Origin of the sequence: Arthrobacter sp. StoSoilB5, from assembly GCF_019977235.1 — a bacterium.
GTDB lineage: Bacteria > Actinomycetota > Actinomycetes > Actinomycetales > Micrococcaceae > Arthrobacter.
This window is the reverse complement of the sequence record NZ_AP024646.1, coordinates 4,732,455-4,754,337: the sequence shown is the minus strand read 5'-3', so window position 1 is coordinate 4,754,337 and position 21,883 is coordinate 4,732,455. Positions and strand designations below refer to the sequence as shown.

At 62.6% G+C, this 21,883-nt stretch carries 22 protein-coding genes and 2 riboswitches; of the genes, 13 read left to right on the top strand and 9 right to left on the bottom strand.

Annotation, left to right across the window (positions count from 1 at the left end; genetic code table 11):
* The first annotated feature begins 226 nt into the window (after nucleotides 1-226).
* Nucleotides 227-802 (top strand): dCTP deaminase, encoded by a 576-nt coding sequence (gene dcd / locus LDN75_RS21565; RefSeq protein WP_216927188.1) that lies wholly within the window; start codon nucleotides 227-229, stop codon nucleotides 800-802.
* Nucleotides 803-848: 46 nt separating this feature from the next.
* Here the strand turns inward: dcd and LDN75_RS21560 are convergent, their stop codons facing one another.
* The 3 genes from LDN75_RS21560 to LDN75_RS21550 form a co-directional block, all read right to left on the bottom strand.
* A complete protein-coding gene (locus LDN75_RS21560; RefSeq protein ID WP_223934719.1) occupies nucleotides 849-2,048 on the bottom strand; it encodes a cation:proton antiporter in 1,200 nt (399 codons plus the stop codon).
* Nucleotides 2,049-2,054: 6 nt separating this feature from the next.
* Nucleotides 2,055-2,537 carry a cation:proton antiporter regulatory subunit gene (locus LDN75_RS21555; protein ID WP_216927152.1) on the bottom strand — a complete coding sequence of 161 codons (483 nt, stop codon included), beginning with the start codon at nucleotides 2,535-2,537 and terminating at the stop codon, nucleotides 2,055-2,057.
* A gap of 65 nt (nucleotides 2,538-2,602) precedes the next feature.
* Nucleotides 2,603-4,006, bottom strand: coding sequence for an MFS transporter (locus tag LDN75_RS21550; RefSeq protein WP_223934718.1), 1,404 nt, complete (start codon nucleotides 4,004-4,006; stop codon nucleotides 2,603-2,605).
* A gap of 201 nt (nucleotides 4,007-4,207) precedes the next feature.
* Here LDN75_RS21550 and LDN75_RS21545 point away from each other — a divergent pair, with 201 nt between their 5' ends.
* From LDN75_RS21545 to mnhG, 6 genes are read left to right on the top strand one after another with little or no spacing between them, the layout of a single operon-like run.
* The gene (locus LDN75_RS21545; RefSeq protein ID WP_223934717.1) at nucleotides 4,208-7,210 is read left to right on the top strand and encodes a Na+/H+ antiporter subunit A; all 3,003 of its coding nucleotides are present in this window, start codon (nucleotides 4,208-4,210) and stop codon (nucleotides 7,208-7,210) included.
* Nucleotides 7,207-7,707, top strand: a complete 501-nt coding sequence (locus LDN75_RS21540) for a Na(+)/H(+) antiporter subunit C (RefSeq protein ID WP_223934716.1) — start codon at nucleotides 7,207-7,209, stop codon at nucleotides 7,705-7,707. Before LDN75_RS21545 ends, LDN75_RS21540 begins: the two co-directional genes overlap by 4 nt.
* Complete coding sequence (locus LDN75_RS21535; RefSeq protein ID WP_223934715.1) at nucleotides 7,704-9,272, top strand: Na+/H+ antiporter subunit D; 1,569 nt, start codon at nucleotides 7,704-7,706, stop codon at nucleotides 9,270-9,272. The genes LDN75_RS21540 and LDN75_RS21535 overlap by 4 nt, the downstream gene beginning before the upstream one ends.
* Nucleotides 9,269-9,835 carry a Na+/H+ antiporter subunit E gene (locus tag LDN75_RS21530; RefSeq protein WP_223934714.1) on the top strand — a complete coding sequence of 189 codons (567 nt, stop codon included), beginning with the start codon at nucleotides 9,269-9,271 and terminating at the stop codon, nucleotides 9,833-9,835. The genes LDN75_RS21535 and LDN75_RS21530 overlap by 4 nt, the downstream gene beginning before the upstream one ends.
* Nucleotides 9,832-10,110: a monovalent cation/H+ antiporter complex subunit F gene (locus LDN75_RS21525; RefSeq protein ID WP_223934713.1), complete on the top strand. Its 279-nt coding sequence runs from the start codon at nucleotides 9,832-9,834 to the stop codon at nucleotides 10,108-10,110. Before LDN75_RS21530 ends, LDN75_RS21525 begins: the two co-directional genes overlap by 4 nt.
* Complete coding sequence (gene mnhG, locus LDN75_RS21520) at nucleotides 10,100-10,480, top strand: monovalent cation/H(+) antiporter subunit G (protein ID WP_223934712.1); 381 nt, start codon at nucleotides 10,100-10,102, stop codon at nucleotides 10,478-10,480. Before LDN75_RS21525 ends, mnhG begins: the two co-directional genes overlap by 11 nt.
* Here the strand turns inward: mnhG and LDN75_RS21515 are convergent.
* Together LDN75_RS21515 and LDN75_RS21510 are read right to left on the bottom strand one after the other, a co-directional pair.
* Nucleotides 10,477-10,737 carry a DUF4235 domain-containing protein gene (locus tag LDN75_RS21515; protein ID WP_223934711.1) on the bottom strand — a complete coding sequence of 87 codons (261 nt, stop codon included), beginning with the start codon at nucleotides 10,735-10,737 and terminating at the stop codon, nucleotides 10,477-10,479. The two genes, mnhG and LDN75_RS21515, sit on opposite strands and share 4 nt — an antisense overlap.
* 36 nt (nucleotides 10,738-10,773) lie before the next feature.
* A complete protein-coding gene (locus LDN75_RS21510) occupies nucleotides 10,774-11,451 on the bottom strand; it encodes an NUDIX domain-containing protein (RefSeq protein WP_223934710.1) in 678 nt (225 codons plus the stop codon).
* A 203-nt stretch (nucleotides 11,452-11,654) separates the two neighbouring features.
* Nucleotides 11,655-11,791, top strand: a riboswitch (TPP riboswitch).
* A gap of 80 nt (nucleotides 11,792-11,871) precedes the next feature.
* On the opposite strand from LDN75_RS21510, the gene LDN75_RS21505 reads away from it, so the two are divergent.
* The 5 genes from LDN75_RS21505 (at nucleotide 11,872) to LDN75_RS21485 (ending at nucleotide 17,775) form a co-directional block, all read left to right on the top strand.
* Nucleotides 11,872-12,492, top strand: coding sequence for an ECF transporter S component (locus tag LDN75_RS21505; protein ID WP_223934709.1), 621 nt, complete (start codon nucleotides 11,872-11,874; stop codon nucleotides 12,490-12,492).
* A complete protein-coding gene (locus LDN75_RS21500; protein ID WP_223934708.1) occupies nucleotides 12,492-14,090 on the top strand; it encodes an ABC transporter ATP-binding protein in 1,599 nt (532 codons plus the stop codon). The genes LDN75_RS21505 and LDN75_RS21500 overlap by 1 nt, the downstream gene beginning before the upstream one ends.
* The gene (locus LDN75_RS21495; protein WP_223934707.1) at nucleotides 14,087-14,881 is read left to right on the top strand and encodes an energy-coupling factor transporter transmembrane component T; all 795 of its coding nucleotides are present in this window, start codon (nucleotides 14,087-14,089) and stop codon (nucleotides 14,879-14,881) included. Before LDN75_RS21500 ends, LDN75_RS21495 begins: the two co-directional genes overlap by 4 nt.
* 116 nt (nucleotides 14,882-14,997) lie before the next feature.
* Nucleotides 14,998-16,521 carry a UDP-N-acetylglucosamine 1-carboxyvinyltransferase gene (locus LDN75_RS21490; RefSeq protein ID WP_223934706.1) on the top strand — a complete coding sequence of 508 codons (1,524 nt, stop codon included), beginning with the start codon at nucleotides 14,998-15,000 and terminating at the stop codon, nucleotides 16,519-16,521.
* A gap of 39 nt (nucleotides 16,522-16,560) precedes the next feature.
* Nucleotides 16,561-17,775 (top strand): glutamate--cysteine ligase, encoded by a 1,215-nt coding sequence (locus LDN75_RS21485; protein WP_223934705.1) that lies wholly within the window; start codon nucleotides 16,561-16,563, stop codon nucleotides 17,773-17,775.
* Here the strand turns inward: LDN75_RS21485 and LDN75_RS21480 are convergent.
* The 4 genes from LDN75_RS21480 to LDN75_RS21465 are packed head-to-tail and all read right to left on the bottom strand — an operon-like array spanning nucleotide 17,772 to nucleotide 20,261.
* Nucleotides 17,772-18,368, bottom strand: a complete 597-nt coding sequence (locus LDN75_RS21480) for a hypothetical protein (RefSeq protein ID WP_223934704.1) — start codon at nucleotides 18,366-18,368, stop codon at nucleotides 17,772-17,774. The two genes, LDN75_RS21485 and LDN75_RS21480, sit on opposite strands and share 4 nt — an antisense overlap.
* 10 nt (nucleotides 18,369-18,378) lie before the next feature.
* Entirely contained in the window at nucleotides 18,379-19,587 is a 1,209-nt protein-coding gene (locus LDN75_RS21475; protein WP_223934703.1) for an O-succinylhomoserine sulfhydrylase, read from the bottom strand.
* Nucleotides 19,588-19,998, bottom strand: a complete 411-nt coding sequence (locus LDN75_RS21470; protein ID WP_223934702.1) for a rhodanese-like domain-containing protein — start codon at nucleotides 19,996-19,998, stop codon at nucleotides 19,588-19,590.
* Nucleotides 19,995-20,261 (bottom strand): DUF1737 domain-containing protein, encoded by a 267-nt coding sequence (locus tag LDN75_RS21465; RefSeq protein ID WP_223934701.1) that lies wholly within the window; start codon nucleotides 20,259-20,261, stop codon nucleotides 19,995-19,997. Before LDN75_RS21465 ends, LDN75_RS21470 begins: the two co-directional genes overlap by 4 nt.
* A 14-nt stretch (nucleotides 20,262-20,275) precedes the next feature.
* Nucleotides 20,276-20,387: riboswitch (SAM riboswitch) on the bottom strand.
* Nucleotides 20,388-20,553: 166 nt separating this feature from the next.
* Here LDN75_RS21465 and LDN75_RS21460 point away from each other — a divergent pair.
* Nucleotides 20,554-21,882 (top strand): NtaA/DmoA family FMN-dependent monooxygenase, encoded by a 1,329-nt coding sequence (locus LDN75_RS21460; protein ID WP_346347150.1) that lies wholly within the window; start codon nucleotides 20,554-20,556, stop codon nucleotides 21,880-21,882.
* Nucleotide 21,883 lies beyond the last annotated feature (1 nt).

Below are 21,883 nucleotides of genomic sequence, written 5' to 3'. Positions count from 1 at the left end.
AGTAGTGCCGCCGCCAGATACTGCCTCTGTAGCTGGCAGGATTTGGCTCGACGCGGCTACCAATACGGCCAGCGCGCCAGCCAGCACGATAGCCGCAGGCGCTGACAATTTCCCCACAATTACCCCGCGAATGCTCGTTGCCCCCAAGTACGGGCGCGGCTTTACATGTCCGGGAACTATAGTCCCATGGGGCGGCCCGGACAATGCATGGGGTATTTTTGATGCTGTGCTGATCTCTGACCGCGATATTCGTGCCGAAATAGACTCCCAACGGATTGTCCTTGAACCGTACGATCCCGCGATGGTTCAGCCGTCTTCCGTGGACGTACGGATTGACCGGTTTTTCCGGCTCTTCGACAACCACAAATATGCCCACATCGACCCCGCCGAGGAGCAGCCTGAGCTGACCCGGTTGGTGGAAGTGGAAGGCAATGAGCCATTCATCCTGCACCCGGGCGAATTCGTACTCGGCTCCACCTACGAGACAGTGAGCCTGCCCGACGACATCGCTGCCCGCCTCGAGGGTAAGTCTTCCCTCGGCCGGCTTGGTTTGCTGACGCACTCCACAGCGGGCTTCATCGACCCCGGCTTCTCCGGGCACGTCACTCTGGAGCTTTCCAACGTGGCCACGCTGCCCATCAAGCTGTGGCCGGGTATGAAGATCGGCCAGTTGTGCTTCTTCCGCCTGACATCCTCGGCGGAGCACCCCTACGGTTCCGGTGAATACGGCAACCGCTACCAAGGCCAGCGCGGACCCACCGCCAGCCGCAGCCACCAGAACTTCCACCGGACTGCCATCTAGCCGGAAACCGGCTGGGTGCCAGGCGCTGACCGTCAGGCGCCAACCGTCAGGCTGTGGCGCGCTCCGCGGCGCGCGGCGGTGTGCGGGGGCTCTTGCGGAGTGCCTTGACAACAGGCTCCACGAAGCGGGCTGCAAGCGGACCCAAGATGGCCATGATGAGGACGTAGGCCGTAGCCAGGGCGGCTACTTCGTCCGGCACGGCTCCCGACGCCACCGCCAGGCCAGCAATGACGATGGAGAACTCGCCACGCGCAATCAGGGCGGCTCCAGCGCGGAAGCGGCCGGGCATTGCGATGCCCGCACGTTTGGCTGCCCAGAATCCCGTGACCATTTTGGTGGCGGTTGTCAGCAGGGCGAGCAGCAGTGCCCACCCCAGGACGGGCGGGATGGACGTTGGGTCGGTGTTGAGGCCGAAGGCAACGAAGAAGATTGCCGCAAACAAGTCCCTCAGCGGCTCAAGGATGCGGGTGGCATTGTGGGCTGTAGCGCCGGAAATGGCGATGCCGAGCATGAATGCACCCACTGCCGCGGAGACCTGGAGTGCGGAGGCGATGCCGGCTACCAAGAGGGCCAAACCGAGCACGTTCAGCAGAAACACTTCAGAGTTCTCGCTGTGAACGGCTTGGGAGACACGGTGTCCATGCTTGAGCGCGATGATCAGTACCACCGTGACGACAGCCAGCGCGATGCCCACTGTCTGCAGGCCGCCCAGGAACCCGACGCCGGCAAGGATGGCAGTGAGGATGGGCAGGTAGATGGCCATGGCGAGGTCCTCGAAAACGAGGATGGAGAGCACCACGGGAGTTTCACGGTTACCGATCCGCCCGAGGTCCGTGATGACCTTGGCGGCGATTCCCGATGACGAGATATACGTAACGCCACCCATTACGATGGCGCCGACAAGACCCCAGCCCAGAAGAACTGCTATTCCGGCGCCGGGGATGAAATTCAGGATGAAGTCCAGGACACCGGCCTGCCACGAACGCCTGAGCCCGGTGACCAGTTCTGAGGCGGTGTATTCCAATCCGAGCATCAACAGCAGCAGGATGACGCCAATTTCTCCTGAAAGATGGGCAAACTCATGCATGCCATCAAGCCTGACGAAGCCGCCTGCACCGAAGGCCAAGCCACCCACAAGGTAAAGCGGAATGGGGGACATGCCGATCCGGCCCGCTAATCGAGCAAGGAGACCGAGGCAGAAGACGACGGCCCCCAGTTCAACGAGGGCTAGTGCGAGCGGATCCATGGCGGGTCAGCCGTTGCGGAGGATATCGGCCGCCGAGTCGAGGCCTTCCTGGGTGCCAACCGCAACGAGCAAATCACCCGTGTGAAGTACGACGTCGGGTGCGGGCGAGGGGACGACCTCGCCTTCGCGCATGATTGCAACGATCGAGACGCCACTGCGGGTACGGACCTGGGCTTTGCCCATGGGCTGGTTCACGAACGGGGAATCAGGGGTGATGGAGAACTGGCGGGTCACGATGCCAGGGATCTCGCGGTGGGCTTCTGCCAGGCGCATGGCGATGTGCTGCCCGCCGAGGAGGTTGCCCAGCGTTGCGGCTTCATCTGCCGTGAGGGGAATGGAAGCCTGGCACGTGTCTGGGTCATCCCAAGTGGACACGAAGAGTTCGGTCTCGCCTTCGCGAAGCTCCACGACACCGATGCGACGGCCCGAGGCCGTGACGAAATCCTTACGGACCCCAAGGCCCGGGAGTTCAGTCTCATCCACGTTCATATCTCCACCCTAACTCTGTTGGAACTGCACTGGTACGCCGTTCGCGCCCAGCTGTCGCAGTGAAGTCAGTGATCCGGCACCACGGCGATTTGGGTCTTGCTGGGCGGCTTCACCGGCAGGATCACCAGAAGGCCGGCAAGCAGGACAACCATGATGCCGAGGATGCCCCATCGCTGGGCTCCACCTTCTTCAACAATCGGAGCGGCAATTGTGATGCACAGGGTGAAGAGGGTGGGTGCAAGGAAGCTGACAGCCCGGCCTGTGGTGGCGTAGAGCCCGAAGAGCTCTCCGGACTCACCCTCCGGTGCGAGCCTGGCAAGGTATGCCCTTGACGAAGACTGGGCGGGGCCGACAAACAGGCACAGGAGCAGGCCGAAGATCCAGAAAGTGTTGGCGGCGGGCCAGCTGCTTCCGAAGAAGACATAGTTGCCGTTGCCAAGCACGAGGATGAATGTGCCCGCGATGAGCAATCCCACCAAGGAGAGCACGATGACTGCCTTCGGGCCGATTTTGTCGTCGAGGAAGCCGCCGATGATTGCGCCAACGGCTGCGACGACGTTGCCGAAAATTGCGAAGAAGATAACTTCTTTAAGTTCGAAACCGAACGTTCCGGCTGCGATTACTCCGCCGAACGTGAAGACCGCTGCGAGGCCGTCGCGGAAGATCGCGCTGGAGAGCAGGAAGTAAATGGTGTGGGGACTGGTGCGGTAGATGGCTGCGATGCGCCGGAACAGCAGTCTGTACGATGCGATGAAGCCCAGGGAAGCGGTGTCCTTCTTGACGGAAACTTCCGGAACGGCAATCAGCACGGGCAGGGCGAAGACGAAGAACCACAGGGCCGAGAAAATGGCCACGAGCCGGATGTTCAATGATTCTTCAGTGGACGCACCGAACCATTCGAAAGAAGGCTGGACGAAGAGTTGCAGCACCAGCAGCAACGCAACGATCCCACCGAGGTATCCCATGCCCCAACCAAAGCCGCTGACCTTGCCGATATTTTTGGGCGTGGAGATCTGGGCCAGCATTGCGTTGTAGTTCACGCCGGCAAACTCGAAGAAGATGTTGGCAAGTGCGATCAGGGAAACGCCCAGGAGGAGGAATCCTGGTTGCGGAAACACAAAGAAGCACAGGGCGGTGAGTACGGCCGTGGCTGCGGTGTTGACTCCGAGCCAGAGTTTGCGGCGTCCGCCGGCATCAGAACGTTGGCCTGTCACGGGTGCCAGCAACGCGATGGCCAGGCCCGCGACAGCCAAGGCAGCACCAAGCGCGGCAGACGCGGTGTCCTCCCCGCCGAAGGCATTTGAGGTCAAATAAACGGTGAAGACAAACGTGGTCATGATCGCGTTAAAGGCAGCCGAGCCCCAATCCCAGGATGCCCACGCGAGGATCTGGCCCTTCTTGGAAGAAGCAGGTCCGGAGGCAAGCTCGGATGCTGGGTGGGAGGCTTCGGGAACTGCGGCCGCGTTCATAGCCTGAATGCTATCGGGACTCTGACAGTGGCGGGCAGATGACAGACCGCTATGTGAATAACGCAGCGGGAATTCATTCGCAGCCCCATCGGCTCCGGCCAAAAACTGTCCGGCCCGCTTGATAAACTGGTCCAACTGAACCCAACGTATGACCGCCTGCTCCAACTTTTGACAATTCGTTCCTGACTTTGCGGAGAAACAGTGATCACAGTTCTCGCCATCACCTTTGTAGCGGCAACTGTGGCGCCCTTGATCTTCAGCAAACTTGGTCGGAATGCCTTCTATGTCCTGGCAGCAGTTCCCGCGGCCGCCTTCGTGTGGCTGGTTCTCCAATACGGGCCCGTATATTCCGGCGGCGGCATAGAAGAAGTATTCCCCTGGATCCCAGACCTGAAGCTTGAGTTTGCTTTCAGGATGGATGCGCTCGCATGGGTCATGTCAGTGCTCATTCTTGGCATTGGCTCGCTGGTCCTGGTCTATTGCGCCCGGTACTTCAAGAACAAGGATCCCGGGCTCGGCGGTTTCGGGGCCCAACTCCTGGCCTTTGCCGGTGCGATGTTTGGGTTGGTGACGTCCGATGACCTCCTGGTGTTGTTCATCTTCTGGGAGCTCACTACCGTCCTGTCATACCTGCTCATCGGTTACGCCCGGACCCGCCTGGCCGCGCGTCGATCGGCCCTCCAAGCGCTGATGGTCACCACGGCCGGCGGGTTGGCAATGCTCGTGGGCTTGATCATCCTGGGCCAAGCGGCCGGAACCTACCGGATCTCCGCCATTCTGGACAAAGCCGGGACGCTCGTGAACGGAACCACCAGTGGGATGGTGGGGGCCGCCGTCGTTCTCATCCTGGTAGGTGCCGTGACCAAATCGGCGCTGGTGCCCTTCCACTTCTGGCTTCCGGGTGCCATGGCAGCCCCAACCCCGGTGAGCGCCTACCTGCATGCCGCGGCCATGGTGAAGGCCGGTATCTACATCGTCGCGCGCCTGGCGCCGGGATTCGCGGACTCGCAATTCTGGCTGCCGATGGTCCTGGGCCTTGGCCTTGCCACCATGTTGGTTGGCGGGTACAGGGCCCTCCGGCAGACGGATATCAAGCTTATCCTCGCCTACGGGACGGTGAGCCAGCTCGGCTTCCTCACCATGGTGGTGGGGCTGGGCAGGGCTGACGCCGCCCTCGCGGGGCTTGGGCTTCTCCTGGCCCACGGCTTGTTCAAAGCCGCACTGTTCCTGGTGGTCGGGATCATCGACCACCAATCCGGGACCCGCGACATCCGTAAACTCTCTGGCGTCTTCCAGTCCTCGCGAGCCCTCGGGGTAGTGGCCGCGATCGCGGCCGCATCCATGGCAGGGGTGCCGCCGCTCGCGGGTTTCGTGGCCAAGGAGTCCGTGTTTGAAGCCTTCGTGCACTATGGGACGGGCCCCGACGCAACCGCTTGGGGCGTATGGATCCTTATCGGGCTCGTGATCGGTTCCATCCTCACCTTCGCGTACAGCGCGCGTTTCATGTGGGGTGCCTTTGCCGCCAAGTCCGGTGTGGAGCGCACACCGTTCAAAGCCATCAAGCCCGCCTTCCTTGCCGCGCCCGCGCTTCTGAGTTTCCTCAGCATTGTTTACGGGCTGTGGCCCGCGCCGGTGGACAGTTGGATCCAGCCGTACGCCAGCCTGTTCGCTGAAGGAGAGGGAGCGGCCGACGCCGGACACCTGGCTTTGTGGCATGGGCTCACTCCCGCTCTGGGACTGACCGCAATCACGTTTGTGGCTGGTGCCGCCATGTTCTATGGCCGCAACGTTGTTTCACGCGTGCAGGGCCTGGTTCCCGATTGGGTGGACGGCGACCGCGCGTACCAACATACGATTGGCGCATTGGATGACGTCGCGGTGTGGGTCACGGGCCGCACCCAGCGTGGTTCGCTGTACTTCTACCTGACCGTCATCCTCACAGTTGCCTTCGCAGTACCGCTCACGGCCCTGACCCTGAACAACAAACCTCTGCCGGACGGTGTCTATTTCATCGATCCGAACTCTCCGTTGCAGGTGATCGCGGGGGTGGGGATCGTGGTGGGTGCGCTGGCTGCCGTCCGCGCCAACAAGCGCTTCCTGGCGGTGCTCATGGTCTCTGTCACGGGTTATGGCATTGCACTCATGTTTGCCCTGCAGGGTGCGCCTGACCTCGCACTGACCCAGATGCTGGTGGAAACCATCGTGCTGGTGGCCTTTGTTTTGGCAATGCGCAGCCTGCCCGCCGAACTGCGCGACCGTACGGGGGGCCGCCTCCGGGTGATCCGCGTGATTGTTGGCGCCGCGTTCGGTATCACCATGATTTTCGTGGCCATCTACGCCATGGGTGCCCGCGTGGCTACGCCCGTCTCCCTTGAATTTCCGCGGCTGGCCTACGAAGGCGGCGGGGGCCTGAACGTGGTCAACGTGACCCTCGTGGACATCCGCGCGTGGGATACCTTCGGCGAAATTTCGGTCCTGGCAGTGGCCGCCACCGGCGTTGCCAGCCTGATTTTCGTGCGTAGCCGCGGCGATCGCATCAAAACCTCAGAGGCAGTGCCAGCGGGCAGCGTGGGGCGGCGCACCGGCGTCGACCGTGACTCCCGCGACGGTGCCCGGCTGGCAGTGGCGAGGAAGTTTACCGACGTGACCCGGGATGCCTGGCTCGTTGCCGGCAGGACGCTGGCCCCGGAGCGCAGGTCGATCATCTTTGAAGTGGTCACCCGGCTGATCTTCCACTCGATGATCGTCTTTTCCATCTACCTTCTCCTGGCCGGCCACAACCTTCCTGGCGGCGGCTTCGCAGGCGGCCTGACCGCCGGACTTGCCCTTACCATCCGATACCTTGCTGGCGGCCGGTTCGAGTTGAGCGAGGCAGCGACAGTAAGTGCGGGAACACTTTTGGGGACGGGGCTCGCGACGGCGGCGGCGTCCGGTTTCGTGCCGCTCTTCCTCGGTGGACAGGTGTTCCAGAGCGCGATCATCGAGTTCTGGCTGCCCGTGTTCGGCGACGTCAAGTTCGTCACTTCCACGATTTTCGATATCGGCGTCTACATCGTCGTGGTGGGACTGGTTCTTGATGTCCTTCGCAGCCTGGGCGCCGAGATCGACGAGCATTTTGAAGGGAAGGGCGCGAAAGCCGGAGAGATTAAGGTCGCCGAGCCTGAACCCGCTGAAACTGCCGCTTCGGCGAAAGGCAACCCATGAGCATCAACCTGACCCTGTTGATCGTCATGGGTGTCTTGTATGCCTGCGGCATCTACCTGATCCTGGAGCGCAGCCTGACGCGCGTCCTGCTGGGCCTGATGCTGCTCGCCAACGCGACCAACCTGCTGATCCTCAGTACGGGAGGGTACGCCGGACTCGCGCCGCTGTTCACCAAAGACACAGCGCCCGGCGAGTACAACGACCCCCTGCCTCAAGCGCTCATCCTGACATCCATCGTCATTTCGTTTGCCGTGACTGCCTTCATGCTTGGCATCATCTACCGGACATGGGCCTTGGCGCGGCAAGACGAGATCCAGGATGACATCGAAGACCGCCGGGTTGCCAGGACTCCGAGCTTCGACGCGGAAGACGACGCCATTGTCCCGCTGGAAACATCTGAGTTCGCGATAACTCCCGCAAGTCCCGAGGACCGTGCCAGGCCGGATGCGACCGAAACCCCCAACACCGCTCGAAGCCAGGAAGGAGGCAGCGCATGAACCTCGCAAACCTGTCGCCGCTAGCCGTCCTCCTTCCGATCCTCGGTGCAGCCCTCGCGTTCGTGCTGATCCGGCATACTGCTGCCCAACGGGTGGTCAGCATCGTGATCCTCAGCGCGACGCTCCTGCTCGAATGCCTGCTCCTGGCGTCCGTGTGGGACGGCGGAACAACCTCCGTGACGCTGGGTGGTTGGCTGCCGCCGTGGGGCGTGGTGTTGGTGGTGGATCAGTTCTCCTCACTCATGCTGGTGGTTTCCACCGTGGTAAGCCTCGCGGTCCTGATCTACGCCACCGGGCAAGGCATGGCTGACGGTGACCAGGAAGCACCGGTCTCGATCTTCCACCCCACGTACTTGATCCTGGTGGCTGGCGTGTCCAATGCCTTCCTGACAGGTGACCTTTTCAACTTGTACGTGGGCTTCGAAATCCTGCTGACGGCAAGCTATGTGCTGATGACCCTTGGCGGGACGGGGCCCCGTATCCGCGCTGGCGTCACCTACGTGGTGGTGTCCGTGGTGTCCTCAGTCCTGTTCCTCATTGCCATCGCCATGATTTACGGAGCTACGGGGACCATCACCATGGCGGACCTCGCCATCAAGCTGGCCGAACTGGATCCAGGCACGCAAAACCTGCTCCACGTGATGCTACTGGTGGCGTTCGGAATCAAGGCGGCCGTGTTCCCGCTGTCCTTCTGGCTTCCTGACTCCTATCCAACCGCACCTGCCCCCGTCACAGCCGTTTTCGCGGGCTTGCTGACGAAAGTGGGTGTCTATGCCATGGTCCGCACCGAGACACTCCTGTTCCCTGGCGATACCCTCAACGTGCCCCTCATGGTGGTGGCGCTGCTGACCATGGTGGTGGGCATCCTTGGTGCTTTGGCGCAGAGCGACATCAAGCGTCTCTTGTCGTTCACCCTTGTCAGCCACATCGGCTACATGGTGTTCGGCTTGGCAATGTCGTCCGTGACCGGCCTTGGCGCGGCAGTCTTCTACGTGGCACACCACATCACCGTGCAGACCAGCCTGTTCCTGGTGACGGGCCTCATCGAGCGGCGGGGCGGATCGTCATCGATTGACCGCTTGGGTGGCCTGGCCAAGCTCTCGCCACTCCTTGCCTTGCTGTTCTTCGTCCCGGCAATGAACCTCGCTGGCATCCCGCCCTTCTCCGGCTTCCTCGGTAAACTCGGGCTCCTTCAGGCGGGTGTGGCCTTGGGGACGCCGCTGGCCATCGTTTTGGTGGTGGGCGGCGTGGTCACCAGCCTCCTGACGTTGCTGGCAATAGCCCGTGTTTGGAACAGGGCATTTTGGCGCAAGCCGGAGGACGCAGAGTACCCCGACCCCGTGCTTCTGACGCCAGGCAACGTGGGAGTTCTCCCCCGGACAATGGTGGGCTCCACCGCGGGCCTTGTGGCCTTCGGTGTCGCGCTCACGGTCTTTGCCGGCCCACTCTTCCATTTGGCGGACGGCTCGGCGGAAATCATGCTGGACCGCACGGCCTACATCCACTCAGTCCTGGGAGACTCCGCGGAGGTACCACCCGTGGGTCAGCCGGGGGCCGCCAAGTGAGCCGTAAACCGATCTCCTTCCGCACTGAACTGCCGCTGCTGGTATGGCTGGTCATCGTCTGGGGCGCCCTGTGGCGGGACTTCAGCCCAGGCAACCTGCTGTTCGGCGCACTCATTGCCGTGCTGGTGGCCAAGTTCTTCTACCTTCCGCCGGTGGAGCTCAGCGGCAGGTTCAATGTGCTGCGCGCCCTTTCGTTCGCCCTGGTTTTCCTGGGCAAAGTGGCGGCAGCGAGCTTCCTGGTCCTCTACCTGGCCGTGGCAAAAGGGCCCAAAGTACGCAGCGCCGTCGTCGCTGTTCCGTTGCGCAGCCATTCGGACCTCATGGTGACGGCCACCGGCCACGTTATTTCCCTGATCCCGGGCTCGCTGGTGGTGGAAGTGGACCGCTCGACGTCCACGCTGTACCTGCACGCGCTCAATATTTACGAGGATGCTGATATCGACAAGATCCGCCGGGAAGTACAAGACATCGAGGCGGCGCTGATCCGGATCATGGGAACGCGCGAAGAACTCGATGCGCTCAAAGCCGAATCGCATCCGGGCATGGAAGGGGCAGCGTCGTGAAGGAACTCGTCCTTGTGGTCACTGCAGTGATCCTGAGCTTGGCCGCGGTGGGAGCGATCGTCCGCATCGCGATCGGCCCGTCCTTGTTGGACCGCGTTTTGGCGTCGGATGTCCTGCTGGCCATCCTTGGGGCCGCACTGGCAATCGACATGGCGATGAACCGGCATCTGAACAACCTGGTGTTGCTGGTGGCTCTCGCGGTGATCGGTTTCATAGGCTCTGTGACATTTGCCCGGTTCGTAGCGGATCGGAGGGATCACAGCAATGAGTCCTGAAGCGAGCGGTGTGGATGCCGTCATTGATGCTGTGACGGCTGTGTTCCTGGTGGTGGGTGCCCTGATGTCGCTCGGGGCAGCCGTTGGCCTTCTGCGGTTCCCCGACCTCATGAGCCGCATGCACGCGGCAACCAAGCCCCAGGTGCTGGGCTTGTTCCTGCTGCTGGCCGCGATCGGCCTCCAGATGCGAACCTGGTGGGTGTGGCCTGTCCTGCTTGTGGCCTGGATCTTCCAGCTGCTTACGGTTCCTGTCTCGGCGCACATGGTGGGCCGCTCCGGTTACCGCACCAAGCACGGGCACCGTGAACTGCTCACCAAGGATGAGCTTGAAGCAGTTGTCCAAAGGGCGGCAGGCGACGATTCTACCTAGACGATGTCGTGCGTCTTGGCGAACCGGGCGATTGCACGCTGGGTGCCACGGCTCGCGAAAACCTGGATGAGCGTACTGACGAAGGCCGAAATCAGAGCGAAGGACAAGGCTGAGCGGAGGCTCGTTTCCATGTCATCGTTGCCCTTGGGCGGCTTGTTGCCGGTGGCCTTTTCCCAACCCTTGTTGACCAATTTGGTGCCGACGAATCCGGCCCCCAGGCTTACTCCGGCACCCAGCAGCTTGAAAAAGAGGTTCATGCCCCCAGCCTAGCCTCAGATCCTGGCGGCTTGGGACTAGCGGCGGGTTTCCCGTTCCTTGAGGAAAGCTGCCATGGAACCTCGTGGGGCCAGGACAGGAACAACGGCGTGGTCGGCTGACCAGACAGCATCCACGGTTCCGAGACCGGCAATTTCCTTGAGCAGGTAATACGTGGGTGGCATCAGTTGCAAGTTACCGGCGGCCTCGGCTGTCAGAATCCCGTCCACGGGCATCCAGAGTGATTGCCACGCTTCAGTGGTCTGATGCTGGGGCTGTGCGTCCGGAGCAGGCTTGGCCACATAGAAGTACGTATCGAAGCGCTTGGGCATGTCCGTGGGCGTGACCCAGTTGGCCCAAGGGCGTAAGTCCGACGGCTCAAGGCCAAGTCCGGCCTCCTCCCAAACCTCGCGCAAAGCAGCGGTGAGAACCATGCCTGACTTTGCCGGGGCCTGTTCGGGATTGACGGCGATGGAGCTCAGGTGCCAGTCTGCGGCATGCCGTTGGAGCAATTCAGCCGGATAATCCCAGCCATCCTGGTCTGCGGCATCAACGCGACCTCCCGGAAAGACCACCATTCCGGCAGCGAAATCCATGGTGGCTACCCTGTGCTGGACGAAGGCCTCAAGCCCGCCCGGGGCATCGCGGAGCAGGATAACGCTCGCAGCCAGGCGGGGTTGGGGAACTTGCTTGTCCGTAATGGGAAGGTCGGTCATGAAATGCCCCTTTGCCGCGTCGATTCTGCTCGATCATTCTCTCAGGTCTGGTTGTGGGGCCTGGCGTGCGTGCCAAGGCGGGCGAATGGGGCGCAGAACGGGCCCCGCAACGCAGGAGTCGGGGAGCCAACCGCTTTATGACCAGCCCAAGGAGCCCCCGAACACCCACAGGTGTAAACTGAACCACGCCCATAAGGGCAGATTAATAACGACAGGGGAGCGCCGCCGTCGGACCTTGCAGAGATGCAGGAGACGCGAGGGCGCTGAGAGTGCGGACAGCCGCAGACCCTCGAACCTGATCCGGTTAGTACCGGCGCAAGGGAGTCGAGCTTCTCAGAGTGTCCGGATCCGGACGGCGAAAGCCGGCCGGGAGGTTCCGGGGAGCACTTTCCCCTCCTGTAACCTCAGGAGGCAGAAAAAATGACCACGGCAAGCGTGAAGAAGACCAGTTATAGCTGGCGTGTTGTAGACATCGTGGTGGCAGCATTGATTGCCATCGCCGGCGGCGTGATCTTCTGGGCCTGGTCCCAGGGCGCCGCAATCGTATCCATCCCCATGAACGCCACGTATCCGCCGCTCACCGGTTTGATCGCCGGTGGTTGGATGATCCCGGCTGTCCTGGGCATGCTCATCATCCGCAAACCGGGCGCAGCCCTGTTCTGCGAAGCCGTCGCCGCCACCGGTGAACTCATCATGGGTTCCCAGTACGGCACCACCGTCCTCATCTCCGGTGTCCTGCAGGGGCTCGGAGCGGAACTCGTCTTCGCCGCGTTCCGGTACAAGAAGTTCAACCTGTCCACGGCACTCCTTGCAGGCGCGGGCTCCGGACTCTTCTGCGGTCTCAACGATTCCTTCCTGCCCTGGGGCTGGAACATCGCCTACGAAGCAATCGACAAGTTGGCCTACATCGCCTTCACTACGCTGTCCGGTGCGATCATCGCCGGCGCACTGTCCTGGGTTGCCACGCGCGGGCTGGCCAAGACCGGCGTCCTAAGCTCCTTCGCGTCGCGCAAGGCTGCTTCGGAGCCAGTCTTCAACTAATGCCTGCGAAAGAAAGCAGCAACCAGGTCCGCCCTGCCGCCATTACCGCCCAAGGGTGGGGATGGCGGCATGCGGGCCGTTCCGCGCCCGCCATCCAGGACCTCGATCTCCGGATCGAGCCCGGCGAGCGTGTGCTGCTGCTGGGTCCTTCAGGCGCAGGCAAGTCGACGTTGCTGCATGCCCTTGCCGGCGTGTTGGGTGACGAGGAAGACGATTCAGACGAGTCCGGCTCGCTGTTGATCGACGGCGTTGTTCCCCGTGAACAACGTGGCCGCGCCGGTCTGATGCAGCAGGATCCGGAAACCCAAGTGGTGCTCTCCCGGGTGGGCGACGACGTCGCGTTCGGCGCCGAGAACCTGGCCGTCCCGCGCGGGGAGATATGGGCGCGCGTCCATGAAGCGCTCGACGACGTCGGGTTGCGCACCGCTGCTGGCGGCGGCCTGCCCCTGGACCATCCCACGGCAGCGCTCTCCGGGGGGCAGAAGCAGCGCCTTGCGTTGGCTGGCATCCTGGCGATGCGGCCCGGGCTGATCCTGCTGGACGAACCTACGGCCAACCTGGATCCTGCTGGAGTCCTTGAGGTTCGGGACGCCGTGCAGCGCTGCCTGGACAAGACCGGCGCCACGTTGGTTGTTGTGGAACACCGTGTGTCCGTTTGGAAGGACCTGGTGGACAGGATCGTAGTCCTCCAGCCCGGCTCGGCGGGAGGCGGCGTACTTCTGGATGGCCCACCGGATCAGGTTCTCTCCGAAGCCCGCACCATGTTGATGGCAGCGGGAGTGTGGGTGCCGGGATACGTTCCAGCCACTCGCGCCCGCAGGACCACAGCTCAGGAATTGGACGGCCATGAATCCACCGCGCAGCTCCTCCTCGTGGCACAGGACCTGGCTGTTTCCCGCGAGAAGCCCGGCCGTCGCGGCTTCAGAACCATCCGGCCCGTTCCCGTGCAGTCGGGCATCACTGCTCAAGTGAGGTCCGGCCAGGCGCTCACCATCACCGGGCCCAACGGTGCCGGCAAGTCCACCTTTGCGCTCACGTTGGCCGGCCTTTTGGCGCCCGTGGACGGCAAGGTGAGTGCCGCCGTCGAACTTTCCGAGGGAGCTGGAATCGATCCCTTCAAGTGGAAGGCGGATCAGCTGATTTCGCGCATTGGCACTGTGTTCCAGGAACCGGAGCACCAGTTCGTCACGGGCAATGTCCTGGATGAGCTGATGTTCGGGCCAAAACATCTGGGACATGGTGAAGAACGCGTGGATGAATTGCTGGAGCGTTTGCGGCTTACGCATTTGGTGGACGCGAACCCCTACACGTTGTCCGGCGGCGAGAAACGCCGGCTGTCCGTGGCCACGGTGCTTGCAGCCCACCCGAAAGTGCTGGTCCTGGACGAGCCAACGTTCGGCCAGGACGCCAATACCTGGGCCGAACTGGCATCGTTCCTGTCGGAACTCCTTGACGCCGGAACTGCCGTTGTCTCTGTGACTCACGATGAGGAATTCAGCGCGGTCCTTGGCGGTACGGAGCTGCGGCTGCATCCGGTGACGCAAGTGCTCCCGGACCCGCACGGCGAGGAAGCCCGCCAGGAAGCCGGTGCAGCATGAGGGACGCCCTGAACCTCCGCGGCAACCATGCCCTCCTCACCCGCGCCAACCCCTTGATTAAGTTCGTCTCCGTATTTCTTATTTCGCTGGTTCTGGCGTTGTCGATCGACTGGGTATCCGCTTCCACGGCACTCGTCGCCGAGCTGGCTCTGTTCCCCTTGGCTGGGCTCACGCTGCGGCTCCTGTGGCAACGGGCATGGCCTCTCATCATCGCGGCGGCGATTGGCGGTTGGAGTACCGCAATCGTGGCGGCTGACAGCGGGTCTGTACTGCTCGACGTCGGACTCTGGTCCATCAGCGAGGGTTCCCTTGAGCTGGGGCTGGGTTTCATGCTGCGCGGCTTGGCAATCGCACTGCCGGCGATCCTGCTGATGACCTGCACGGATCCCACCGATTTGGCTGATGCGCTGGCACAGAAGGCAAAGCTGCCACACCGCTTTGTCCTCGGGTCACTGGCTGCCATGCGCTTGGTGGGTTTGATGGCGGAGGAATGGCAGACAATCGGCATGGCCAGGCGGGCCCGCGGTGTGGGTTCGCAGGGCAGCCCGCTGCAACGGCTGAAGGCAACGCTTGGCCAGAGTTTCGGGCTGCTGGTTCAGGCAGTTCGGCGGGCCTCCCGGCTGGCCGTCACCATGGAAGCGCGTGGTTTCGGTGGCGGACAACGAACGTGGGCCCGGGAATCGACGTACTCGCTCCTGGATGTGTGGGTGCTCCTTGGCGGCCTCGTCATCGCTGCCGCTGCGGTACTGACCGCGATTGGCGCGGGCACCTGGAGTTTCGTCTGGCGTTAGGGCTTGAGCTGGGTCTTCTCGAGCCAGATATCGCACGATGCGGGTATGGTGTGAGGTTTCTCGCTGAATCGGCATTTTGCGCATCACTTCTAACTCACTTGTGATATTTCTTGTGTATGACGCAACCTACCGCCGAACATGTTGGCCTCCTGCTCCGCAACGCGCGAAGCGAAAAGGGCTGGACGCAGGGGCAGTTGGCTTCTGAGCTGGGAACCAGCCAGAGCGCTATCGCCCGAATGGAGCAGGGCAAGCAGAATCTCAGCCTCCGAATGATCGAACGGCTGGAGGCCATCTTCGGCCGCTCCATCGTCAAGGTCGGCAAACCGCAGATGACGCACCTCCGGGTGGAGGGCGGTCACACGCTCTCCGGCGAAGTGGATGTCAACAGCAGCAAGAACGCCGGTGTGGCCCTGTTGTGTGCCAGCCTGATCAACCGGGGCACCACCACGCTGCGTCGCTTGGCACGTATTGAAGAAGTCAACCGGATCGTTGAAGTGCTGACGTCCATCGGCGTCGAATGCACCTGGCTCAACGGCAGCGACCTCCGTATCCGCCGGCCCGAGGTCCTGGACCTTGAATCGATGGACGTGGAGGCGGCCCGCCGCACACGAAGCGTCATTATGCTGCTCGGCCCGCTCCTGGACGAGACTGCCGAATACCTGTTGCCCTACGCCGGTGGATGCGACCTGGGCACGCGAACTGTTGAGCCCCACATGCAGGCGTTGCGCCAGTTCGGGCTCACGGTTGGGGCAAAGTCGGGCTTCTACTCCGTGGTGGCGCCCCCCGCCGATGGGCTCGACCGTTCCTTCGTCCTGTCCGAACGCGGCGACACCGTCACCGAGAACGCGATCATGGCCGCCGCGCACCGCGAGGGCAGCACTGTGATCCGCAACGCGAGCCCCAACTACATGGTCCAGGATCTCTGCTTCTACTTGCAGGGTTTGGGTGTCACCATCGAGGGCGTCGGGACTACCACATTGAAGATCACCGGCCGGTCAGCCATAGACGTTGACATTGAGTACTTCCCATCCGAGGATCCCATAGAGGCCATGAGCCTGATCACCGCGGGCATCGTGACGAACTCCGAGGTCACCATCCGCAGGGTTCCCATCGAGTTCATGGAAATTGAACTCGCCACCCTGGAACAGATGGGCCAAAAGCTCGAAATCTCAGGTGAATACATGGCGCGCAACGGTCGGACGCGTTTGGTGGACGTCACCACCAAGCCCTCCGAGCTCCACGCACCGCAGGACAAGATCCACCCCATGCCGTTCCCGGGGCTCAATATCGACAACCTGCCCTTCTTCGCCGTGATCGCCGGCAACGCCGAGGGCCAGACCATGATCCACGACTGGGTCTACGAGAACCGTGCCATTTACCTGACGGAGCTCAACAAGCTGGGCGCCCAAGTGCAACTCCTGGACCCGCACCGGATCTACGTCAACGGACCCACCAAATGGCGCGCCGCGGAGATTGGCTGCCCGCCGGCCCTGCGTCCGGCAGCGTGCCTGCTCCTGGCTATGTTGGCGGCCCGTGGAACATCGGAGCTTCGGAATATCTACGTGATTGAACGTGGCTATGAGGATCTAGCTGAGCGCTTGAACACCATCGGCGCCAAGGTGGAGTACTTCCAGGACTAAGCATGCGGTTTCTCCGGCCGAATGAAGCAGAATGGTCCCATGCGGACTTTCGGGGTTGAGGAAGAGCTACTCATCGTCGATCCTGTGACGGGCGAGCCCCTGGCCCTCGCGGATGCGCTGCTGGCTGGCACGGAATCACCCCCTGAAACCGGGACGGGCCTGAGCCAGGAACTGAAGCTGGAACAGATCGAAACCCAGACCCGTCCTTGCCATAGCTACAGCGAGCTCCTGCAGCAGATCCGGCGTGGACGTGCGATGGCCAATGACGCTGCCAGGAAGCACGACGCCCGGGTGGCCGCGATTGCCACCTCGCCCCTGGCTAAGAACACCCATACGACTCCTGATCCCCGCTTCGCCGTGATGCTTGAACGCTTCGGTTTGACGGCCCACGAGCAACTGACCTGCGGCTTCCATGTGCACACCGCCGTGGAGTCGCCTGAAGAGGGCGTGGTCGTCCTGGATCATATCCGCGACAAACTCGCTGTGTTGACGGCCATCAGCGCCAATTCACCGTACTGGCGCGGGGTGCCCACGGGTTTCGAGAGCTACAGGATCCAGGCGTGGAACCGTTGGCCAACATCCGGCCCTTCCGCTGTGTTTGGCTCGTTGACTGCCTACCGGCGGATGGTCCAGCGCCTCCTGGAGACCGGGGTGCTCCTTGACGAGGGCATGATTTACTTTGACGCCCGCATCTCCCGCAACCATCCCACCGTGGAAGTCAGGGTGGCTGATGTGTGCCTCCGTTCGGAGGACGCAGCCCTGGTTGCGGTGTTGGTGAGGGCTTTAGTGGAGACCGCTTCCCTGGAAATGCTCGACGGCGTTGAGCCCGCCTCGGTGCCGACAGCCCTGCTCCGGATGGCGAGTTGGCAAGCGAGCAACTCTGGATTGCGCGGAGACCTCCTGGACTTTGGCGACTTCCGTCCCCAACCGGCAGCTGATGTGGTTTGGGCCTTGGTGGATTATCTGAGCCCTGTCCTGGACGACCAAGGTGAACTGGAGCTCGTGAAGGCCGGAGTCTCGGACATCCTCGAACGCGGGAACGGAGCCCAGGAGCAACGCGAAGCCGCAGAGCGTTTCAACAACAGGCAACGTGATTCACAAAATTTGCCGGGAAGTCCGCCCAGTGATGAGGCCTTGGGAGCGGTGGTGGGACATGCGGTGAAAGTGACGGTCCGTGGTGCTGCAGCAGATGCACGTAAGGACCCTGCCCTCAACCGAACCGCGCCCATCCTGACAAGGGTCCGCAGGCTCTAGGTTTCCGCTGGGTCAGTCCCATCCCACGTCATCAGGTACGCCCCCGCCAAGCCCTCGACGAGGTAGAACACGAACGGCGGGATGTCCTTCTTTGCCACAAGGATGGCGCCGTAGATGGGCGCGCTGGCTGCGGCCGTGACTCCGATCCACCGTTTGGTGGGCAACGAAAGAAGGCTTCCGCCGAGAGCAGCCAAAGCAAGAACGTGGAGCCCGGAATAGGCAAGGAACGGCGCATTCGATCCACGGCCATAGGCAAAGCGTTCCAGGTCCGAGGCGCGGCGGGACAAACTGGAGACAAAGAGCGGAGCACCTGCGAGTAAAGCGGCCGCGGCTGCAACAGCCCACCGCTTGGCCCGTCGGCCCGGAACACCACGGGCAAATGCTGCGAATCCAACGGGTACAGCGGCAGTTCCGGCCGCGGCGAGGTGCTGCCCGACCACCCAGCCACGCTGGCCGGCCTTGAGCATGCGAAGACGTTCGGCGGCGTCAGGGGTGACGTAAACACGCGATACCGGCGAGATACCCACAAACCACACCACCGTGCCGGCAACGATGACCGCTCCGGCACGGCGATAGGGGTGATTGCCGCTCATGGCAGCAAGGTTAGACCTGTTTGAGGGCCTTCTCCAGATCCAGGATGAGATCGTCTACATCTTCCAAGCCAACGGACAAACGGACCACGCCGTCACTCAGTCCAATGGCCGCACGACCTTCCGGCCCCATTGCCCGGTGGGTGGTGGTGGCCGGGTGCGTGATGAGGGACTTGGAGTCGCCGAGGTTGTTCGAGATGTCGATGACGCGCAGGCCGTCCAGCAATGCGAAGGCGGCGTCCTTGGCGGAACGCCCGGAAGAGGGCAGCAGCTCGAAGGTCAGTACGGTACCGCCGGCCTTCATCTGCTTGGCTGCAAGCTCGTACTGGGGGTGCGATTTCAGCAAGGGGTACTTGACCCAGCTGATGGCAGGTTGCTGCTCAAGCCATTCCGCGATTTTCAAAGCGGAGGCCGAGCTGTGGTTCACGCGCAAGCCGATGGTCTCCAGGCCCTTGGTCAACACCCAGGCGTTGAACGCGGAGAGTGAAGGTCCGGTGTGCCGCATCAACTGCTTGACCGGGCCATCGATGAATTCCTTGGTGCCCATGATTGCGCCGCCGAGGACACGTCCCTGGCCATCGATGTGCTTGGTGCCGGAATACACGATGACGTCTGCGCCCAAGTCACCGCAGCGCTGCAGCAGGGGAGTGGCAAAGACATTGTCGACGACGACAGTCGCCCCTGCGGCATGCGCCAGCTCGCTGACGGCGGCAATGTCCACGATTTCCTGCATGGGGTTCGAGGGCGATTCGAAGAAGACGGCGGTGGTCGGCTCGGAGAGGGCGGCACGCCACTGCTCGAGGTCCGGACCGTCGACGAACACTGTTTCAACGCCCCAGCGCGGCAGGATCTCGTTGAGGATGACGAAGCACGAGCCGAACAGGGAACGGGCGGCAACCACGCGGTCACCGGCAGCCAACAGGGCACCCAAAGCGGTGAAGACCGCGGACATGCCGGACGCGGTCGCAAAGCATGCCTCGGTGCCTTCGAGCAGGCGCAGCCGCTCCTGGAAGGTGGCCACGGACGGGTTGCCGTAGCGCGAGTAGACGAAGCGTTCGTCCTCGCCGGTGAAGGCGCGTTCGGCGGCGGCAGCGGATTCGTAGACGAAGCCGGAGTTCAGGAAAACGGGTTCGGACGTTTCCTGGAAGTTGGTACGGTCAAGGCCGCCGCGTACTGCCTGTGTGTCAGGGCTCCAACTGGCGGCATCAGGATTGAAAGTCACTTAGTCGGTCCCCAGGTTGGTCGGCAGGCCACGGTTCTTCCAGCCGTTGATGGTGCGTTCCCCGTAGCGGTCCGGGTCGCCTTCGAAGCCTTCGAGCACGTTGTAGGCGGTAAAGCCAGCCTGCGTCGCGGCGATGGCCGCGGAGATGGATCGCTGGCCTGAGCGGCAGATGAAAACGAGTTCCACGCCCTCGCCCTCGGGTGCCTGCTGCTGCAGTTCCTCAAGGAAGCGGGAGTTGGGGATGCCGCCGGCGAGGTTCCACTGGATGAACAGGGGATCGTTCTCCGTGGCCTTGGTGTCCGGGATCCCGATGTGGGCCCACTCGCCCTCGGTGCGGACGTCCACCAGGATGGCGCCTTCTTCCAGCTTTGCCCACGCGTCCTGCGGGGTCAGGTCACCTGCGTAACTCATGCGTGTCCCTCGAATGCTTCGTCGTCTTCGTAGTTCTCCAACTGGTCAACGGCATTCGCAACTGCGGCGTCTGCGCTGGCGATGGCAGTGGGCAGGACGACGGCCTGCGCCACGATGATATCCGTGCCATTGAAGGCGGCGGCCGGGCTGCCGTGGAGCACGTAGCCTTCGGCGAGGGCCGCTGTGATCCGCTCGCAGAATTCACGGGTATCCGGACCTGTGATCAGGCGGTAGGAGAGTTTTTCTTCAGTGGGTTCAGGCATTGGCTGGTGCTCCTCAGTCACGCTTGCAGTTCGAAGTGTCGATACGCCGAGTAGTCACCTGAGGCACCCCGCCGGAGAGAGGGTTGCCGACCAGCAAGTCAGGGCTTGGCGCTGGTGCTCATTACTCAAGAAAAACGTAACATCCCGCGGCTGCGGCCCGCACTTGCAAGCGGTTGCGCAGCCGTCATGTTGCGTAACCGGCTGGTGCTGGGGTAACAGCCCAAATGTGACGTCCCGGGAGCATAATTGACGCAGTACGACCCCCTGTAACTTCGCATGAAATCAGGTCGCGGTGAACGGACAAGACAGTTCTACACTCAAGCCCATGCTGCATTTTGGATGGTTCGTGGGGCACGGTTTCGGCGTCCAGGGCTGGGGCACTCCCGGATATAGCCTGGGCTACGACTGGAAGAAGCCGGCCCTGTATCAAGAGGCCGTCCGGGCCTTCGAACAATCCGGGCTTGACCTGTTCATCATCGAGGATTCCCTCACTGTTCCGGACACCTATGGCGGCACTGCCGAGGTTTCACTGGCGCATGCCTCCTTTGCGCCCAAGCATGATCCCTTGGCGCTGGTCCCGTACCTTCTTTCGGCAACCAAGCACCTGGGGATCGTGCCCACGGTCAGTGCATCGTTCTATCCTCCCTTCACGGCGGCCCGCCTCCTGGCTACGCTCCAGCATTTCTCCGAGGGGCAGCTGGGCTGGAACGTTGTTACCTCCGGCAGCGACCTTGCGGCGCAGAATTATGGGCTGGACCAGCAGATCGAGCACGACCTGCGATATGAGAAGGCGGAGGAATTCGTCGACGTCGTCCGGCGGCTCTGGCGGAGCTGGGAACCTGGCGCTGTGCTTGAGGACGTTGAGGCCGGCGTGTTCGCGGACCACACCAAAGTGCACCCCATCAACCATCAAGGTGACTTCTTCAAGGTCCGGGGCCCGTTGAATACCGCGCCCTTGCCGGAGGAGCCCGTGCTGGTGCAGGCCGGTGCTTCGCCACGCGGCAAAGCCTTCGCGGGTGGGCACGCGGATGTGGCGATCGCCTTGGCGCGGGGCGTTGACGGCATGAAGGCCTACCGGGATTCCATCCGTGCCGAGGCCGCCCAAGCTGGCAGGAACCCCGACGACGTCAAGGTACTCTTCGTGCTGAAGCCCACCATAGTCGGCTCACCAGCCGAGGCCGAGGAGTTGCGGGCGCGGCGCCGGGAGCTCACCCAGCGTGACATCGACAGCCAGCTCAACTCGATCTCCTACCTCTCGGTGATCGATTTCAAGCAATTCGACCTCGATGCGCCGTTGCCTGAACTGAGTACCAACAGCAACCAAGGCACGTTGGAACACTTCGCGAAGGCAGCGCCCCCGGGGTCTACCCTGCGCCAGATCCTGCAAGCACGCAGCGGTGGTGCCGGCGATTCGATCATCGGCACGGTTGGTGAAATCGCGGATTACCTTGAGGAGACCGGCGAGGCCGTGGGTGGCGACGGCTTCCTCTTCTCCGGCTTTGTGGACCCCGTGACCGTCCATGGCGTGTTGGACAAGCTCACTCCCGAACTGCGCCGCCGCGGCCTGTTGAGGAAGAGTTACGGCAACGGCGGCTTCCGCCAAAACCTCCTGGACTTCTGAC

Bases quoted from the DNA above. Each gene is read 5' to 3' on its own strand.
- LDN75_RS21505 (WP_223934709.1), top strand. From the start codon at position 11,872: ATGACCACGGCAAGCGTGAAGAAGACCAGTTATAGCTGGCGTGTTGTA.
- LDN75_RS21465 (WP_223934701.1), bottom strand. From the start codon at position 20,261: ATGCCTGAACCCACTGAAGAAAAACTCTCCTACCGCCTGATCACAGGT.
- LDN75_RS21540 (WP_223934716.1), top strand. From the start codon at position 7,207: ATGAGCATCAACCTGACCCTGTTGATCGTCATGGGTGTCTTGTATGCC.
- LDN75_RS21535 (WP_223934715.1), top strand. From the start codon at position 7,704: ATGAACCTCGCAAACCTGTCGCCGCTAGCCGTCCTCCTTCCGATCCTC.
- LDN75_RS21510 (WP_223934710.1), bottom strand. From the start codon at position 11,451: ATGACCGACCTTCCCATTACGGACAAGCAAGTTCCCCAACCCCGCCTG.
- LDN75_RS21500 (WP_223934708.1), top strand. From the start codon at position 12,492: ATGCCTGCGAAAGAAAGCAGCAACCAGGTCCGCCCTGCCGCCATTACC.
- LDN75_RS21470 (WP_223934702.1), bottom strand. From the start codon at position 19,998: ATGAGTTACGCAGGTGACCTGACCCCGCAGGACGCGTGGGCAAAGCTG.
- mnhG (WP_223934712.1), top strand. From the start codon at position 10,100: ATGAGTCCTGAAGCGAGCGGTGTGGATGCCGTCATTGATGCTGTGACG.
- LDN75_RS21555 (WP_216927152.1), bottom strand. From the start codon at position 2,537: ATGAACGTGGATGAGACTGAACTCCCGGGCCTTGGGGTCCGTAAGGAT.
- LDN75_RS21560 (WP_223934719.1), bottom strand. From the start codon at position 2,048: ATGGATCCGCTCGCACTAGCCCTCGTTGAACTGGGGGCCGTCGTCTTC.
- LDN75_RS21485 (WP_223934705.1), top strand. From the start codon at position 16,561: ATGCGGACTTTCGGGGTTGAGGAAGAGCTACTCATCGTCGATCCTGTG.
- LDN75_RS21495 (WP_223934707.1), top strand. From the start codon at position 14,087: ATGAGGGACGCCCTGAACCTCCGCGGCAACCATGCCCTCCTCACCCGC.
- LDN75_RS21515 (WP_223934711.1), bottom strand. From the start codon at position 10,737: ATGAACCTCTTTTTCAAGCTGCTGGGTGCCGGAGTAAGCCTGGGGGCC.
- LDN75_RS21480 (WP_223934704.1), bottom strand. From the start codon at position 18,368: ATGAGCGGCAATCACCCCTATCGCCGTGCCGGAGCGGTCATCGTTGCC.
- LDN75_RS21490 (WP_223934706.1), top strand. From the start codon at position 14,998: ATGACGCAACCTACCGCCGAACATGTTGGCCTCCTGCTCCGCAACGCG.
- LDN75_RS21550 (WP_223934718.1), bottom strand. From the start codon at position 4,006: ATGAACGCGGCCGCAGTTCCCGAAGCCTCCCACCCAGCATCCGAGCTT.